The following is a 20,052-nucleotide window of genomic DNA, read 5'->3' as shown; positions in this document are numbered from 1 at the left end:
CCAGTACTGCACATCGGGATGGCTATCTTTTGCCGTCAATTGCCACTACCTATAAACAACTGTATAAAGTTGAACAACACCACCTCGCATACCACTTGCGAAGCGGTGCTGTAATTGCAAACTATTGGCGTTAGCCTTAATGAATTATGATTATGGAGCCTAAATCGAACCACACATTAAGAGAAGAAATTGCCGTTATCGGCATCTCCTGCCGCTTTCCGGGAGCGGAAAACTATCATTCATTCTGGGACAATCTTATCAACAGTCGCTTCAGCGTTACTGAAATCCCCTCCGGCAGATGGGATGCACAACAGTACTACGGCGACCCACTGAAAGAAGCTAACAAAACCAATAGCAAATGGGGCGGATTTATTTCAGACATAGATATGTTCGATCCCTTGTTCTTCGGTATCTCCCCCAAAGAAGCAAAATATATCGATCCGCAACATCGCCTCTTCCTGCAAGCAGTATGGCATACCATAGAAGATGCAGGCTATAGCACAGAGAGCCTCTCCGGTAAAAAAATAGGCATATACGCAGGCGTATCTAAAAATGACTACGCCGAGATGTTACAGGCCACCCACCAGGAAATAAGCCCCTTCGTTTCCACAGGTACCGTACACTCCATCCTCACCAACAGAGTCTCCTTCCTCCTCAATCTCTCCGGCAAAAGCGAAGTAGTGGATACCGCCTGCTCCAGCTCATTGGTAGCCCTGCACAACGCTATACGCGATATAAGATGCGGTACCTGCGAAGCCGCCATAGTAGGTGGCGTCAACGCTTTGCTGACACCTACCATGTACCTCTCTCATGGTAAATCCGGCATGCTATCCGGAGATGGCAAATGCAAAACATTCGATGAAAGCGCCAATGGATACGTTCGCGCAGAAGGAGTGGGATGCCTCTTCATCAAACCACTGCGTAAAGCAATCGCCGACAACGATAATATAATAGGTATCATCAAAGGAACAGCTGTCAACCACAACGGCCGCTCCAACTCAATGACCTCCCCCAGCGCAGTAGCCCAGGCCGATGTCATCAACGCTGCTCTTGCAGATGCCGGATTAGAGGCCTCAGAGATCAGCTATATCGAAGCCCATGGCACCGCCACACCACTGGGAGACCCCATAGAGATCAGCGGACTCAAAAAAGTGTTTGCCCCTTTCGTACAACATACCGGCGTCCGCTGTGGCCTCGGATCCGTAAAGACCAACATCGGACACCTCGAAAGCGCCGCCGGCATGGCTGGTCTTATCAAAGTATTGATGTGCCTCAAACATAAAAAGTTACCGGCCGTCCTCCACTATAATAAACTCAATCCATACATTGACCTGAAAGACACGCCCTTCTATATCGTAGACACCGCCACCGACTGGAAAGCTAATGGCCTACTCACCGCAGGCGTCAGCTCCTTCGGAATGGGGGGCGTCAACGCACATGTCATCGTGCAGGAATACCAGCAGGAGAAAACCTCGCCGGCAAATACTGACACGCCTTATCAATTCCCCTTATCCGCCAGGTCCGCCACGCAGCTAAAACGTTACGCCGCCGACGTAGCGGCATTCCTGCATAGCGAAAAAAATACATTACATCCGGCAGATATCGCATATACCTTGCAAAAAGGAAGAGATCACCTCTCACAACGTATAGCCTTTGCTGATAATACCATAACAGGGCTTATCGCACAGCTGACAAAATTTGCAGATGGTCAGTCCGAAGATTGCACAGACATGTCCCTCCGCAAATGGATAGAGGGCGGAAACCATGATTGGCAACAAACCGGTCAAAGAGTAGCCTTGCCGGGATATCCGTTCGAAAAACGCCGTTGCTGGGCAGATGCACCGACCCTCACCGTCAAACCCGCTACACAAACAACCGGATTGATCACACAGTACCTCCCCACAAACGATCCACTGCAATTTACCTGCGACATTTATCCTTCCGACTACTTTGTCCGCGATCATATCGTACAAGATACCTGCCTGCTGCCAGGGGTCGCCTATCTGGAAATAGCAAGAGGACTCCTGGAAAAACATTTCGGCCTCCGCGCAATCGTTGTAAGCGATATATTATGGATGTATCCCGTTAAAGTATACGATACACCGGTACAATTACGGATCACCTTACAACAGACAACCGCCGGATATAATTTTGAAATTGCCTCCGAAGAGGGCATACATGCTACCGGCCAGATGCAGACAACAGCCGCTACGGCTATACCAGCATCCATCAACCTGGATGATGTTAAATTGCGCTGCAAGGAACGCCCTTCAGTAACGTCCTTATACCAGCAGTTCCGCAATACCGGCTTGCAATACAAAGCGTCCTTCCAGCCCATCCGCGAAGCATACTTCAGCACCACCGAAGCGTTGTGCTTACTCTCTCCCGAACAGCGCGCCGCTGGCAATACCTGGGAACCTTCCCTGCTGGATGGCGTCTTCCAGACCGTAGTGGGCCTCTGCATATATGGCGACGTACAGGCTACCGGACAACTGCTGCCCTTTCACCTCGATACCCTACAGTGTGATGGCCCCCTCAAAGATGCCTGCTATGCCTATGTCCGCAAAGCAGCTGCCTATCGGGAAGGCCACAACTACGCATTCGATATGTACCTCTGCGATCACAATGGCCGTGTAATCCTCAGCTTCAACATGTTTGTCAAACGTAACTACCACTCCGGTAGTAACAAACCCTCCACCGATATGTTATATTATACCTCCACCTGGGCAGAACGCACGCTGGGTGTATTGGCAGCAACACCTGCCGGCATCTTGCTATTTGACTATGACAACGCTGGCTACGATACCCTGACAAAAGCCTTCCCGTCTGCCGCCAACATATTGGTAACTCTTGGTCAACAGTACCAAAAGATCAGCACACACCACTTCTGCATAGACCCAACCGATCCGGAAGCATATACCAGGCTATTGAAAGAGCTGCAACAGGTGGGCGTCCGCATCGATAACATCGTATACAGGTGTAACCGGGATACCACCGCAGCCCCCGCAGAACAACTCCGCGATATATATGCATTGCTATACCTCTCCCAGGCCCTCATAAGAGCAGGTCACCTGGAAAAGATCAGGCTGCTCTATACATACAGTCACAGCGATTCCGTAAGCGCCGCTATCAAACAAATGATGGGTGGATTCGCCCGGACGTTATACTACGAAAATCCCCGACTGGCATTCACCACAATAGGTATAAGTGAAGAGATGAACGGCAACGGATTTGATCTCCTCGCACAAGAGCTAAAACGTTATACAAATACACCGCTGCGCGAAATATTATATCGCAATAACCGCCGGGAAGAACGGGTAGTGATAAAAACTGACATCTCCGCAGCAGCAGCGCCATTGATCAGGGAGAATGGCTGCTACCTCATCACCGGCGGCACCGGTGGCTTGGGAATGGTCTTCGCACGTTACCTGGTCTCCAAATATAAAGCTACCGTCATCCTCGTCGGCCGACGTGCCTTCAGCCCAGCCATCGACCAGAAACTACAGACCCTGAACGAACTGGGTGGCAAAGCGTGCTATTTCACCGCCGACGCCTCCAATGAAGCAGATGTCGCAGACCTCATCCGCACCATACATACCCAGGTCGGTGCCCTCAATGGCGTACTACATGCCGCAGGGCTGATAGAAGATGCCTTCATCATCAATAAGAATATCGCTTCCTTCGAAAGGGTAGTAGCCCCCAAAGTCCTGGGCACGGTCTGCCTCGACGAATACACGAAAAAAGATCCGCTGGACTTCTTTATCGTCTTTTCCTCCATCGCCTCCCTCATGCCCAACCAAGGCCAGTGCGATTACGCTGCTGCCAACAACTTCCTGGACCACTACATGCAGGCGCGTAAAGGCATCGGCCATCCCGGCGTCAGCCTCGCCATCAACTGGCCCCTCTGGGAAAATGGTGGCATCGACGTTGCAGACCACGAAAGAGAACACCTATGGGAAGTATTTGGCATGAAACCCATGAGCCACACGTCCGCTATTAAAAGTTTCGAACAACTCCTGTCAGCAGGACTATCCTACTCCCAGGCAGTTGTCATAGAAGGCATACAACAAAAGATTGAACAACACCTCAATGTAATAGATGCTCCCACGCCCACTACCGGCACTGACCTCGCCAGCCTGCTCCGGGAACTGATCCGCCCGCTGATAAATAAAAACACAGCCATAGACGATAATACCAGCTTCAATACCTTGGGTGTCGACTCCCGTGGGCTCGTGCAGCTCGCCGATGGCCTGCAAACCCAAATGGGCGTACAGGTCAACCCTATCACATTGATAGAACATAATACCATCAAACGGCTGAGCGCCTTCCTGGAAAACGAGCCGCTGACAATAACGGTATCCCATACACCCAAAGCATCACTGATAGATGTAAACAGGGCACAACCGGCTGCTTTAATGTTTAACAAACGTTTCTATAACGACGAATTCTACATGCAGGACCATGTAGTCGATGGCAAATACAACGTGCCGGGTGCCTGCTACATAGAAATGGCCCGGCAGGCAGCTGCCCTCGCTGGTATGCCCGCACTCCACCTGTATAACAACTACTGGCCCGAAGTCCTCTCTTCCCCGGGCGCTCCCATCGATGCACATATACGCCTTTTCGCAAAAGACAGCGTATACGATTACGAGATCACCAGCAGAGATACCGCTGGTAATAACACCGTCCACGCAATGGGATCTATTGGAACCAATAGCATCCCCGAACTGGGTTCCATCGATCTCAGTAAGATCAAAGGTCGCATCGCCAATCGCATCTCCCGCGAACAGGTATACACGCAGATCATCGCGGAAGGATTGCATGTAGGCCCGTCCTTTATGCCGATGGAAGAGTTGTGGGCAAACAAAGAAGAGGCGTTAGGCCACCTGAAGCTGCCACTACATGTGGCAGATACAGCAGTGGAATATGTCCTGCACCCAAGCTTGCTGACCGGCGTATTCCAGACCGCGATCATCAATAACAAACCAAAAGGAGTAGAGCCCACCCGCTTCATCCCCGTAGCCATCGATGAGATCCGCTTCATTGGTCCGCTACCTACTACCTGCTACGTACACACGATCGCACATGAAGCCAACAGCCGCACCGCTGGCATCAAAAAATTCGATGCCTGGGTCGCCGACGAAACAGGTCACGTAGTAGCCCGCCTCGTTGGTTTCGCCATCCGCGAAATATCTGGTAATACATCCTCCCAACAACAGCAGGATAACACCACAACCGCCGGCAGCGCTGAAGTGGAAAAACTGCTGATGGAGCTATTGTATGATGGAATAGGTGTAGCGCTTGAAGAACTGGATGCAGAGACTTCCTTCCAGGACTATGGTATCAACTCCCGCATGATCATCGACCTCAATCAACGCCTCGCAGGTGTATTTGGTAACCTGTCGAAGACCTTGTTCTTTGAATACCAGAATATCCGCGAGCTGTCCGCTTATTTCCAGCAAAAACACGCTGCCGTCCTGCAACAACAGGTGGTAGCCCCCGTAGAAGAAACGATAATAACGCCAGTTACGCCTCCGGCTAATAATAATGCTGGCGACATCGCCGTCGTCGGAATAGGAGGGAAGTATCCGCAGGCAGATAACATAGCCGACTTCTGGAAAATATTGAAAGAAGGCCGCGACTGCGTCGTCGAAATACCGGAAGATCGATTCGATTATAAACCATACTTCAATGAGGATAGAGAGAAGGAACTGCTCTATGCCAAATGGGGGGGCTTCATCAATGACGTAGACAAATTCGACCCCTTGTTCTTCAACATCTCCCCGCGCGAAGCAGAACAGATGGACCCACAGGAAAGATTGTTCCTCGAAGTAGTATGGGCCACCCTGGAAGATGCGGGCATCACCCGGGAAAAGATGACCGCCCGATCCCGTAAAGTAGGCGTTTTCGTAGGCGCACTCTGGCAACCTTACGTCAACCTCGGCGTAGAACAGACCTCGCTGGGCAACCCCCTTGCACCGAGTGGCCTCCTGTATAGTATACCCAACCGCGTCTCTTACTTTTTCAACTGGACTGGTCCCAGCGTAGCTATTGATACCGCTTGCTCCGCTTCCCTCACCGCCCTGCACTATGCCTGCGAAAGCATACGCAATGGCGAGTGCGATAGCTGCATCGCCGGTGGCGTCAACCTGTCACTCTCCTTGAGCAAATATCTCTTCCTGAGCCAACACAACTTCCTCGCTACAGATGGACGTTGCCGCAGCTTCGGCATAGGTGATGGCTACGTACCGGGAGAGGGGATAGGGGCCGTACTACTGAAACCACTGGACGCAGCCATCGCCGATGGAGACCAGATATATGGCGTCATCAAAGGCTCCGCTGTCAACCATGGGGGGCGCACCAACGGATATACCGTACCGAGTCCTAACCAGCAGGCTGCACTCATCGCAGATGTATTACACAAAACACAGATAGACCCCCGCACCATCTCCTACGTAGAAGCACATGGTACCGGTACCAGCCTCGGCGATCCCATAGAGATCACAGGCCTCTGCAAAGCATTCCAACCCTACACGTCTGACAAGCAATATTGCGCCATCGGCTCCGTCAAGTCCAATATAGGACACCTGGAAGCCGCCGCCGGCATAGCTGGGCTTACCAAAATACTGCTGCAGTTCAAACACCAGGAACTGGCGCCTTCCTTACATGCCGCCACCCTCAATCCTAATATCACATTCGAAAATACCCCCTTCTACGTACAGCGGGAACATACATCCTGGAAACAGGCTGCAGCCGCCCATCCACGCCGGGCCATGCTGAGTTCCTTCGGTGCGGGTGGTAGCAACGCCCACATCATCGTAGAAGATTTTCATCGGGAAGTAAAAACGCGGAAGTATAACTTCCCGGCCATCGTTACACTGTCTGCCACCAACATAGACCGCCTGCAAGACCAGATACGCATCCTGCAACAACACCTGCAGCAACAACCCGACCTGGACATCCATGCCATAGCACATTCCCTGCAGTCCGGAAGAGAAGCCATGGAAGAACGATACGCCTGGGTAGCAACAGATACCCGCGATTGGCTCCGCCAGCTCTCCAACACACCGTGCCGCAGCGGTAATAAAGTAACAACCCAGCAACAACGGAAAGGAGAAGAGGCGCGTACCGCCGTACAACAGTTCATCAACACCGCCAACTGGCAAGGCCTCGCACAACACTGGATGAAAGGCCACCACGTCGATTGGTCCCTGCTGTACAACGAGCAACAACCCCAGCGCATAAGCCTGCCAGCCTATCCCTTCGCAAGAGAACGCTACTGGCTACCACTAAAGGAAAAATGCCTCACACCGGCCACCAACTCACTACATCCGCTGTTGCATACCAACACCTCTACCCTCGATGAACAGCAATACACTTCCATATTCAGCGGAACAGAAAGTTTCCTCACACACCACCGCGTATGGAAGGATAAGATACTGCCAGGCGTAGCCAGCCTGGAATGGGTACGGGCAGCAGGCTCCCTCAGCACCGGTCAACTAGTCACACAGCTGAAAAATGTAAGCTGGCTAACACCTCTCTGGGTAAAAGAGGGAGACAAACAAGCCCACATCACCCTCTATCGCAATGCACAACAGATAGGATACGAAACATACAGCGACACCGGCATACACAATACCGGCCACTTAAGCACCGCCAGCGTAGAGACACCGGCGCCGCTGGATATCCGCCAGCTGCTGCATACAATGACCGCCGAAGTAGACCACGAACAGATATACACCGGCTTCGATGCCGCCGGCCTGAACCTGGGACCCGATTTTCAACGGGTAATGAACCTGTATAAAGGAAATAATGCCGCATTAACGCGTATACGGCCGCTTACAGGCTCGGGAATGGTATATCCACCTGCCATCCTCGATAGCCTGCTACATGCCATATATGGCCTCATGATGCCCTACAAATTGATGCTGCCCTATCACGTAGGAGAAGTCACCTTCTGCGGCGAACCGGAACATGCCAAAGAATTATGGGGATACGCGGTCAGAAAACCAGATCAGGACCCCACCGTAGTAACTGCCGACTTCTACCTCCTGAACGAATCAGGAAAAGTCCTGGTATTCCTCCGGGATTTCATCTTCCTCCCCACAGACAGAACAACAACACAAAAAAAACAACATACCTCCTTTTATCAACCCGAATGGATACACACAGCAGGTACCGAAGTCCCTTCACTGGAAGAAGCAGCGCCACTACTGCTGATAGCCGGTGGAACCGTCGGCCTCTGCGACAAATTACAAGACATACTCGGACAGGAAGTGATACCGGTCATACAAGACCAGATCGTCGCTTCCTTCGTCCAGGTACTGAATCTCGTAAAAGAAAAAATTTCCCTCAGATCACGTACGCATATCACCCTCGTTTGCCAACAGGCAGACTATACGGAATATGCTTTTATAACCGGTTTGTTCAGGACAATGCAGCTGGAAAATCCACTGCTCAGTGGCAAAGTATTAGTAGTCGACAGCCTCTCGCTGAAAGATATCAGCCAGATCGTTACACTGATAGAAGCCGAGCATAATAAAGATGGAGTAGAGGTGCGGCATATACAAGGAGCGAGAGAGGAAAAAACACTGCAGCCTCTCTCCTCCGGAACACCGGCCACAATAAGAGAAGGTGGCGTATACCTCGTAACCGGCGGCGCCGGCGTACTGGGCCAACTGGCCGCCGCCTACATCAGCCGCACCGAAGATACACAGATCATCCTGACAGGCAGATCACTACAGCCACCGCACATAGACATCCCCGGCGCCGTATACTATCCCTGCGATGTCAGCAAACTGGATGCTGTAAAAGATCTCATCAAACAGATCAAAGCCAAACATGGCGCTATCAATGGCGTAATACATGCCGCAGGAGTTATCCGCGATAGCTTCATTATCAACAAAACCAACTCACAGATACAGGAGGTCTTCGATGCCAAAGTATTAGGTGCGATCAACCTGGACATGGCCACCCGCGAAGAACCGCTGGACTTCATGATCTATTACACCTCCGTAACAGGTCAGAAAGGTAACATCGGCCAGTCCGACTACGCAGCCGCCAACGCCTTCCTGGACAACTACGCCGTATACAGGAACCAGGAACGCGCCAATGGTAAACGGAATGGCAAAACCTTGAGCATCAGCTGGCCCCTCTGGGAAGAGGGGGGCATGCGCGTAAATGAAGATACCGCTCGCTACCTCGAAAAACACTTCGGTATGCATCCGCTGCCGTCCGCCGAAGGAATGATAGCCCTCGACACCCTACTCACCACCGCAGAAGGAGTGGTCATGGTCAGCTACCTATCCGGCGCGCAGGAAACGATACAGGTTCTGCCCACCGCCGGCAGCATCGCAACACCGGCCGCCACCCCGGATGCACTACAGGAAGAAGCAGCCATCGGCATACTCCGTATAATGGCAGATATCCTCAAGATGAAAGGGGCCAACATCAAACGTAACAAAGCATTCGGCGACTATGGGTTCGACTCCGTCACCATGAGCCGCTTCGCCAATACCTTGAACGCCACCTACCACCTGGAACTCCTGCCCACCGTATTCTACAACCATCCCACAGTGGAAGAACTGGCCCTGCACCTCGCCACCACTTTCCCGGCGGCTGTACACAGAGCGCAAAATATACCGCAACAGGTCGCACTACCTGCTGCCGTCAGCCCGGTAACCGATAGGACAGTAGCTAGGCCGGTACGCAACGCAGTGACACCTCCGCGCGTGGTCAACGACGATGGCGTAGCCATAGTTGGGATCAGCGCTCGATTCCCAGGATCCCCCGATGTCAACGCCTTCTGGGAAAATATCCGCGATGAAAAAGACCTCATCACCGAAATTCCTGCCGACCGCTGGGACTGGACCCACTACTACGGCGATCCGCTAAAAGAAAAAAATAAAACCAAAGCCAAATGGGGCGGCTTTATCACTGACATCGATAAGTTCGACCCCCTGTTCTTCAACATCTCCCCTCGGGAAGCAGAACTCATGGACCCCCAACAGCGCATCGCATTAGAGGCCGTCTATCACGCCCTCGAAGATGCTGGCATCGTCGCCAGCCAGCTGAAAGGTTCCAACACCGCCGTATTCATCGGCGTATCCACCTCCGACTACTCACTGCTGGTCAACAACCAGACCGACCTCACCGGTCAGGCACACTACGCCACCGGCGCCGTCCACTCCGTATTGGTCAATCGCATCTCTTACCTGCTGGACCTCTGGGGTCCCAGCGAACCGGTCGATACCGCCTGCTCCAGCTCCCTCATCGCCATACTCCGCGCAGCAGAACAGATCCGCAGCGGCCGCTCCTCCATCGCCATCGCCGGCGGTGTCAACGCACTCCTCTCCCCGGAACTCACCTTGTCATTCAGCGAAGCAGGCATGCTCAGCGAAGATGGCAGATGTAAGACCTTCGACCAAAGCGCCAACGGCTACGTAAGAAGTGAAGGGGTAGGCATGGTCATACTGAAATCGCTAAAACAGGCACAGGCAGATGGAGACCATATCTATGGCGTGATAAGAGGTGCGGCCGAAAACCATGGCGGGAAAGCAAACACATTGACTTCCCCCAACCCCAAAGCACAACAGGAACTGATCGTTACCGCCTACAAAGAAGCAGACATAGACCCGCGCGACGTAAGCTACATGGAAGCCCATGGCACCGGCACCCCCCTCGGCGATCCTATCGAAATGGATGGCCTCAGACATGCATTCGCCTCCTTGTATAAAATAAAACAGGTACCGCAACCAACAACGCCGCATTGCACCGTTGGTAGCGTTAAAGCAAACATCGGCCACCTCGAAGCGGCCGCCGGCATCGCAGGGGTGATCAAAGTCCTGCTGGCACTGAAACATCGCACATTGCCGGGCAATCCCCACCTGTCAACACCCAACGAATTCCTTAAACTGGAGGGCGCACCGTTCACATTACAACAGCGTACCGCTCCTTGGCAAATCGCCGATAACAAGACCAGGATCGCAGGTGTCAGCAGCTTCGGCTTCGGTGGCGCCAACGCACATGTGATCATCGAAGAATACATACCGGCTACTGACAACAGCTATATGGATACCAACCCCGCTGTCATCATCTTATCCGCCAGAACATCAGATCGATTGCTGGAAAAAGTGTCGCAGCTCATCACATTTATCAACACAAACCCAGATAGCCGCCTTCACGATATGGCCTACACGTTGCAGACAGGTCGAGAACACATGGATGAACGTCTGGCCATTATCGCGCAAGACCCCAGACACCTGAAATCCCAACTGGAAGACTTCCTCATAGGAGATAGCGCCGATGTCTTCACCGGCAACATCACCACCTCCGATATCGACCTCCTCCTGGAAGGAGAAGCGGGCAAAGCATACCTGCATGCCGCCGTAGCCAATAACGAACTCCGCGCCCTCGCCAAACTATGGACCAAAGGAACAGAGATCGACTGGCGCCTCCTCTATAACCATACACAACCGGCCCGCATCAGCTTACCGGGTTATCCGTTTGCCCGCAACAGATACTGGCTGCCACAAACACTTACCTCCCCGCAGACAAGCAAACTGCACCCACTGGTACATAGCAATACCTCCGATCTCAACATCCAGCAATACACCAGCACCTACACCGGCAACGAAGTATTCCTGTCCGATCACCGCGTACGGGGCCAAAAGATATTGCCGGGTGTAGCCTACCTCGAGCTCGCTAGAGCCGCCGGTACACTGGCAGCAAAACAACAGGTGATACAACTCCGCCATGTCAGCTGGTTGAAACCGTTCTTCGTCGGTAACACGCCACAAGACATTCATATCTCCCTCCACCCGGCCACACAGGGCATCAGCTACGAAGTCACCGGCGATACCGGGATACATAGCACAGGTAACATCATAACCGGTGCCGCCGCCGCCACTCCTACAGTAGACCTCCATTGGCTTAAAGCACATTGCACCTCCACACAGTCAGGGATATACGATGTCTTCCTGGCAGAAGGCCTGCAACTGGGAGAAAGTTTCCGGGGCGTAAAACAACTGAATGTAGGAGCCAGCGAAGCATTATCCGTGATACAACTCCCGGGTCTCGCCGGCTGCATGTACACCCCTGGTATCCTGGATAGCTTGTTGCACACCATCTGCGGTTTGGTACAGCCGTATCGCCTGGCGCTTCCATACTTCGTAAAAGAGGTCAACTTCTATCAACCGGTAGAAGAAGGGAAAACACTCTATGGATATGCCAGGAAAACACCGGGCACAAATAATCACCAACAGGTGGCCACCTACGACCTGGACCTGCTCAACGAACAGGGACAGGTATTACTCAGCCTCCGGGAATTTTCTGCCTTATCGCCGGATGGTACCACCACCGACCCTAAAACCGAAGCCCTCGAAGAAGCACCGCTGACAACAACGCATCACGAACTGGAAGAGGCCGTCGCAACAAAACTCAGGGAAGTGATTGCCCAACTGGCCAAAGTAACCCCGGAAGAAATAGATGATAACAGAAAATTCGGCGACTATGGCTTCGACTCCGTACTACTCACCCGGTTCGCAAACGCACTGAATGAATACTACAACATCGAACTCGTACCCACCGTATTTTATAACTACCCCACCGTCAATCGCCTGAAGACATTCCTGGCCGAATCAAATAGCATAGTAATAACTGCAAAACATGCCAGACCTGCCGCACAGAGAGTGACCGCGCCAGTGCCGGCAAAAGTGAATGGACTTCGTTTTCGAAAACTGGCCGCCCAACCCACGCCAGGTACTAATAGCCCGGTAGCTATCGTTGGCATCAGCGGCCGCTTCCCGGGTGCCCCGGATCTGAAGACCTTCTGGGAACAGCTCCGCGACAATAAAGACCTGATCACAGAAATACCTGCAGATCGCTGGGATTGGAAAAAGTACGATGGCGATCCCCTGAAAGAAAAGAACAAGACCAAGGCCAGATGGGGTGGCTTCATCACCGACATCGATAAGTTCGACTCGCTGTTCTTCAACATATCACCGCGCGAAGCCGAACTGATGGACCCCCAGCAACGCATATTGCTGGAAAGTGTCTATCACGCACTCGAAGATGCCGCCATCGCTCCCGATCAGCTGAAAGGTACCAACACTGGCGTATTCATCGGCGTATCCGGCTCCGACTATGCCTCGCTGGTAAACAGCCAGACCGACCTCGCCGGACACATGCACTTCACCACCGGATACGTACACTCCATCCTGGTCAACCGCATCTCCTACCTCCTGGACCTCTATGGCCCCAGCGAACCGATAGATACCGCCTGCTCCAGCTCCCTCATCGCCATCCATCGCGCCGTAGAAAACATCCGCAATGGTACCTGTCATGTAGCCATCGCCGGTGGCGTTAATGCGCTCATCACCCCCGAGCTGACTTTATCCTTCAGCCACGCCGGCATGCTCAGCGAAGAGGGCCGCTGTAAGACCTTCGACAAAAGCGCCAATGGCTATGTCCGCGGCGAAGGAGTAGGGGTGGTCATACTGAAATCATTGGCACAGGCCATCGCTGATGGCGACCACATATATGGCGTAATAAAAGGCACCGCAGAAAACCATGGTGGCAAAGCCAATACACTCACCTCTCCCAATCCGCTGGCACAAAGAGACCTCCTCTTACAGGCCTACAGATCCGCAGGAGTAAACCCGGCTGATGTAACTTATATCGAAGCACATGGTACCGGCACCCCCCTGGGAGATCCGATCGAAACAGAGGGCCTCAAACTGGCTTTCACCTCCCTGCTGGCAGAACAGGGCCTCCCAATACCCGCACAGCCATATTGCAGCATCGGCAGCGTTAAAACCAACATCGGCCACCTGGAAGCTGCCGCCGGCATCGCCGGTGTCATGAAAGTACTCCTGGCCATGCAACATCGTCAACTGCCTGGCAACCCACATCTCAAATCACCTAATGAATATCTCCAGCTCGATGGCAGCCCTTTCCGCCTCCAGCAGCACACCTCCCCCTGGACAACACACGATAACCAGCCAATGATAGCGGGCGTAAGCAGCTTCGGATTCGGGGGCGCCAACGCACACCTCGTGATAGAAGAATATATCCCCACCGAAACAGCGCCTTTCCATACAACACTCCCGGCAGTTATCATCCTCTCCGCAAAAGACAAACAGGCCCTGCTGCAACAGGCAGAAAACCTGCATACCTTCCTGCTGGAAAATCAACAGACAGGCATATACGACATCGCCTACACGTTACAGTACGGACGGGATACCTTCGAAGAAAGACTGGCACTGGTAACGACAGGCAATCAACACCTGCTGCAACACCTGGCTGCCTATCGCTCCGGAGACATATCCGGATGGTATACCGGCAATACAAAACACAACAAACCGATAGCAGCCATCTCAGATGATCCCGCATCGCTGGCCAACGCCTGGACAACCGGCGCCGCCATCGACTGGGATATACTCTATCCCCAGACAAGGCCGGCTAAGATCAGCCTGCCCGCCTACCCGTTCACAAAGTATCGCTACTGGGTACCAGAGGGAGAAACGCCCACCCGCCAGCAGCCCTTGCAACAAATACATCCCCTGCTGCATATCAACGAATCAGACTTACTGGAACAGCGTTTCACTAACAACTACACCGGCAACGAATCATTCCTGTACGATCATAAAGTCAGAGAGGAGAAGATACTGCCGGGGGTTGCCTACCTGGAAATAGCCCGCGTAGCAGGCGCCATCAGCTTGCGCAAACCAGTCACTCAGCTCAGACAGGTCACCTGGACACACCCGATCCGGGTAAACACGCCGGTGAATATACAGGTGAACGTACGGCAGGAAGAAAACAACACCTACTACGAAGTACGATCCTGTACATCAGAAGAAATAGTGCATAGCAGCGGCGACCTGTATACTGATACACTAACCGCACCGGCAACAGTAGATATCGCGACACTAAAAGCAGCAGCAACCATGCAACTGCCAGGGCGCGACATGTACGAAGTATTCAAAACGGCCGGCCTGCAACTGGGAGATACCTACAGAGGCGTACAGACAATGTACGCCAGCCCCGGTGCCTGCCTCTCCGAGATCGCATTGCCAACATTACCGGGATGTACCTACACACCTGGCATATTAGATAGTATGTTGCACACCGTGTACGGCATGCTGAAAGCAAGAGGACAACGTTATACCCTGATGCTGCCCTACTTTATGGAAGAGGTCAGCTTCTGCCAGCCATTAGACAAAGCAGCCTCCTTGTTCGCTTACGCCCGCAGTAATGCGGACAGCAACGCCGGTGGATACGACATAGACCTGCTCAATGAAAAAGGAGAAGTCCTGCTCGCATTCCGCAACTTCATCGCATTGCCGCTCAACAGCCCGGACAATGATACAGATCGCATCCACCTGTATCAATACGAATGGACCGCCAGCTCGCCGGTAAAGACAACAACAGCCCAAAAACAACAAGTATGGCTAGCAGGCAGCATGAGCCTGATGCAAAAAGAACTGAAGAAAGGTGGATTTGACGTAACCGTATTACCGGCCACTAACGCCGTAGACTACTTCTCCGAAGTATTGGAAAAAGTACGGTCACTACCGGAATCCGCTAACACACAGGTGAATATTATCTACCTGGCAGAAGAAGCGGTAGACTTCGGATTCATCGCTGGCTTGCTGAAATCAGCCGTGCAGGAAATGCCTGGTTTCATCGGAAAGGTCATCCGCATAGACAACCCGGATCTATCGGCAGTAAAGGCACTGCTGGAAGAAGAACAATACAACCACGATCCGGAAGTGGCCTACGAAGGAACAAAGCGCTATATCCGAAGATTACAGCCGCTAAAAGGGAAACCTGCATCCACCCTAACCGCCATCCGCGAAAAGGGTGTATACCTGATCACCGGCGGCGCCGGCGGACTGGGAAAAGTATTCGCAGAATACATCAGCCAGATCAAAGGAACCCGCCTGATCCTCACCGGCAGGAATACAGCAGCTCCTGCCTGGCTGCCCGCAAATGCCGCCTACATACCTTGCGATATCAGCGATCCCAAGGCAGTAGCTGCATTGATCAAACAAATTAAGACAGAACATCCCGCCATACATGGGATCATCCATAGCGCAGGAGCAGTAAGAGATAGCCTGATCCGGCATAAAACACCGGAACAATGGCAACAGGTAATACTACCCAAAGTAGAAGGTACCCGTTACCTCGACGAAGCAACTCGCAACGAACCGCTGGACTTCATGGTCTTGTTCTCCTCCGTAGCCAGCGTAATGGGCAACGTAGGACAAGCAGACTATGCGGCCGCCAACGCCTTCCTCGATCACTATGCACACTATCGCAATAGTATACATGCAAATGGCAAAACACTGAGCATCAACTGGCCGCTTTGGAAAGAGGGTGGCATGCAGGTAAACGCCACCGTAGAGCAATACCTCGAACAACAGTTCGGTATGCTGCCCATGCCTACCAATATCGGACTGGATCTCTTCGAACAGTTGCTGAAAACAACGGCAGAACAATGTATGGTGATATATGGAAAAGATATCACGGCCATCCGCAATAGCGAAAAACAACAAGATGCACCTGTAGACGAGACCCTGCAGCAACAGGTAAAAGAAGGCATCATAGCAATCGTCTGCCAGCTGCTGAAACTGGAGGTCGACCGGCTCGACCTGCACCAGGAATTCGGTGAATATGGCTTCGACTCCGTACTGCTTACCGCATTCGCTCAGTCATTGAATAGTGTATATGCATTGGATACCACCCCCGCACTCTTCTACACACATTCAACCATAACAACACTGGCCACATTCCTCGCAAAAGAATATCCGGCTAACTTCGGCGCTCGTAAGACAGCAGATATCGCCTTACCGGTATTCGAACTGCCGGCAAAAGTACGCACACGCAAACGAACCTCCGCAGTAACACCGGCAACAGAAAAAGAAGGAGTAGCCATCGTCGGCATCAGTGGCCGCTTCCCCGGATCACCCGACCTGGACTCCTTCTGGAATAACCTCTACGATAATAAAGACCTCATCACAGAGATCCCTGCAGATCGCTGGGACTGGAAACAATACTACGGAGATCCCACCAGGGGGGCCAAACAAACGAAGGCTAAATGGGGTGGCTTCATCGAAGATATAGACAAGTTTGATCCCTTGTTCTTCAATATCTCCCCCAAAGAAGCGGCCCTCATGGACCCGCAGCAACGCATCACATTGGAAGCCGTATACCAGGCACTCGAAGATGCTGGCATAGCCTCCGCCTCCCTCAGAGGTACCGATGCAGGCATCTTCATCGGCGTCTCCAGCGGAGATTATGCCATTTTGCTGAATAATGGCTCAGATGCCGTAAGCCAGGCACAGTTCTCCACAGGCGCCGCCCACTCCGTACTGGTCAACAGGATCTCCTACCTGCTCGACATACATGGACCGAGCGAACCCATAGATACCGCCTGCTCCAGCTCATTGATCGCCATCCATCGCGGAACAGAACATATACGCAATGGGCATGGCAAAATGGCGATCGCCGGCGGCGTCAACGCAATCCTCTCCCCCGAACTGACCTTGTCCTTCAGCCAGGCCGGTATGTTGAGCGAAGATGGTCGCTGCAAAACCTTCGATCAGCGCGCCAATGGATATGTAAGAGGAGAAGGCGTCGGCATCGTCATACTGAAAGCACTCAGCGCCGCCAGGGCCGATGGAGACCATATCTATGGCATCATCCGTGGCACCGCAGAAAACCATGGTGGCCGCGCTAACTCATTGACATCCCCCAACCCCAAAGCCCAAAGAGACTTACTGCTGAAAGCATACCGGGCCGCTGGCACAGACCCCAGGGATATCACCTATATAGAAGCTCATGGCACCGGCACCGCATTAGGCGACCCCGTAGAAATAGAAGGACTGAAGCTGGCATTTAAAGACCTCTACAACGATTGGCAACTCCAGCTACCCGATGCGCCTTACTGCTACCTGGGTAGCGTAAAAACCAATATCGGTCACCTCGAATCCGCAGCTGGCATCGCCGGCGTAATCAAAGTGTTACAGTCCATGCAACATCGCTCCCTGCCGGGAAACCCTCATCTGCAAAACCCTAACGCCTTCCTGAAAACCGACAACAGCCCATTCCGGCTGCTGACCTCGTCTATCCCCTGGTCAGTCGAACCTGGTAAAAAACGGGTAGCAGGTATCAGCAGCTTCGGATTCGGGGGCGCCAACGCCCACATCGTAATTGAAGAATACCAACCACCGGCGCCAGCAATATTTACCGCAGACAACGTAGCGATCATACCGCTCTCCGCAAAGAATAAATCACGCCTGCTGCAACTGGTCAACAACCTGGCAGCGCACCTGGAAAAAAATACCACCGCCGGTTTGCACAATATCGCCAGAACCCTCCAGCATGGTAGAGATGCCTTGCAGGAAAGAGCGGTCTTTATCGCAATGGACAAAGAAGAACTATTAGACCTCTTACATAGTTATGCCACCGAACACAAACAACGCTTGTACTCTTCCAGCCAGGTGCCACTGGCGCAAAGGATGATGGCCGAAACCTGGCTGAACGGAGAAGAGGCCGACTGGGATCTTTGTTACCCCGGCAAGAAACCGGCAAAGACCAGCCTGCCGACATACCCGTTTGCCCGTGACCGGTATTGGGTACCACAGCCGGTTATCACACCACTCGCCACCGGTAGCACCACCACCACACCACTCGCTGCGAGCCACACCGCAGCCGCGCCACTCGCTGCCAGCCATACCTTGGCCACACCGCCTGTTCGCAAATTTGAATCAGACCACCTCTATACCTGCGACTGGTCCCGTATCACCACCACGCCATATGTGCCGTCCGTAGCCGGCAAACATTTCATCATAGCAACATCCCCGGCAACATCCCTGGCACTGGCCATGAAACAGCACCTGCAGGGAACCGTAGCAGAGGCGGATGGACAAATACCACAGGATATCACCGACATCTACCTGCTGCAGGGATTAACGACTGATACCTCCATCGATGGCCTCGGATCACAAGAGCTGGCCGTCTTCCGTACCATCAAACAATTGCTGGACACATCCTACGCAACACAACCGCTTAACATCACCGTCTTTACCCATAATACACAGAAAGTAGGACCGGCAGATCGGGTGTCCGCCGCCGGTAGCGGGATCGTCGGTCTTATCGGTTCCCTGGCCAAAGAACAGCCTCTCTGGAAATGCCGCGTAATAGATGTGGATGAAATAACCCCGGCCAATATCAACCACCTGCTCAGCTGCCCCTTTAACCACGACGACGTACTCATTGCCTATAGAAAGGGTACCGCTTACCAGCGAGACCTTTGTCAGCTGGAACTGCCCGCCTGCCAGCAGAGTAAATTCCGGATGCAGGGCACCTATGTACTCCTAGGTGGAGCAGGTGGTATCGGCAAAACAACATCCGCCTACCTGGTCGAAAACTACCAGGCACAGGTGATCTGGCTCGGCCGCCGCCCTCTCGACAAAACAATAGAACAGGCACAAGATGAAATAGGACAAAAAGGAAACAGACCCATTTACATTCAATGCGATGCCAATAACAGCGACGACATCCAGAAAGCCCGCGCAATCATCAAAGAGCAATACCAGTGCTCCGTCAATGGCCTCTTCCATAGCGCCATCGTATTGAATGATAAACTCATGAAAAACATGAGCGAAGACGACTTTATACAGTCCTTCGCAGTCAAAGCATCCGCTAGCCAGCATCTTATAGAAGCCTTTAAAGAAGAAACATTAGACTTCATCTGCTTCTATTCCTCCGTACAATCACAATGGAATGCCCCCGGACAAGCCAACTACTCAGCAGGCTGTACCTACAAAGACAGCTTCGCCCATAGCCTCACCACACGCCAACAGACCCCCGTACACATCATCAACTGGGGTTACTGGGGAGATGTAGGCGTAGTCGCTTCCGCTAACTATCAACAAAGGATGGAACGGTTGGGAATCGGCAGCATATCTCCCGACACCGGAATGGATATGCTGGAACTGATTCTCGCTAATAATGAATCACAGGTAGCCGCCGTAAAATTTATTTAAT

1 protein-coding gene is annotated in these 20,052 nt (G+C 52.7%); it reads left to right on the top strand.

The genetic code is table 11. The annotated features are described in order from the left end of the window. Positions 1-152 precede the first annotated feature (152 nt). Positions 153-20,051, top strand: coding sequence for an SDR family NAD(P)-dependent oxidoreductase (locus KTO58_RS11545; RefSeq protein WP_198314934.1), 19,899 nt, complete (start codon positions 153-155; stop codon positions 20,049-20,051). The last annotated feature ends 1 nt before the right edge of the window (position 20,052 follow it).

It is taken from the genome of Chitinophaga pendula (assembly GCF_020386615.1).
Lineage (GTDB): Bacteria > Bacteroidota > Bacteroidia > Chitinophagales > Chitinophagaceae > Chitinophaga > Chitinophaga pendula.
The sequence above is the reverse complement of the archived record's forward strand: the minus strand, read 5'-3'. Positions and strand labels throughout refer to the sequence as shown.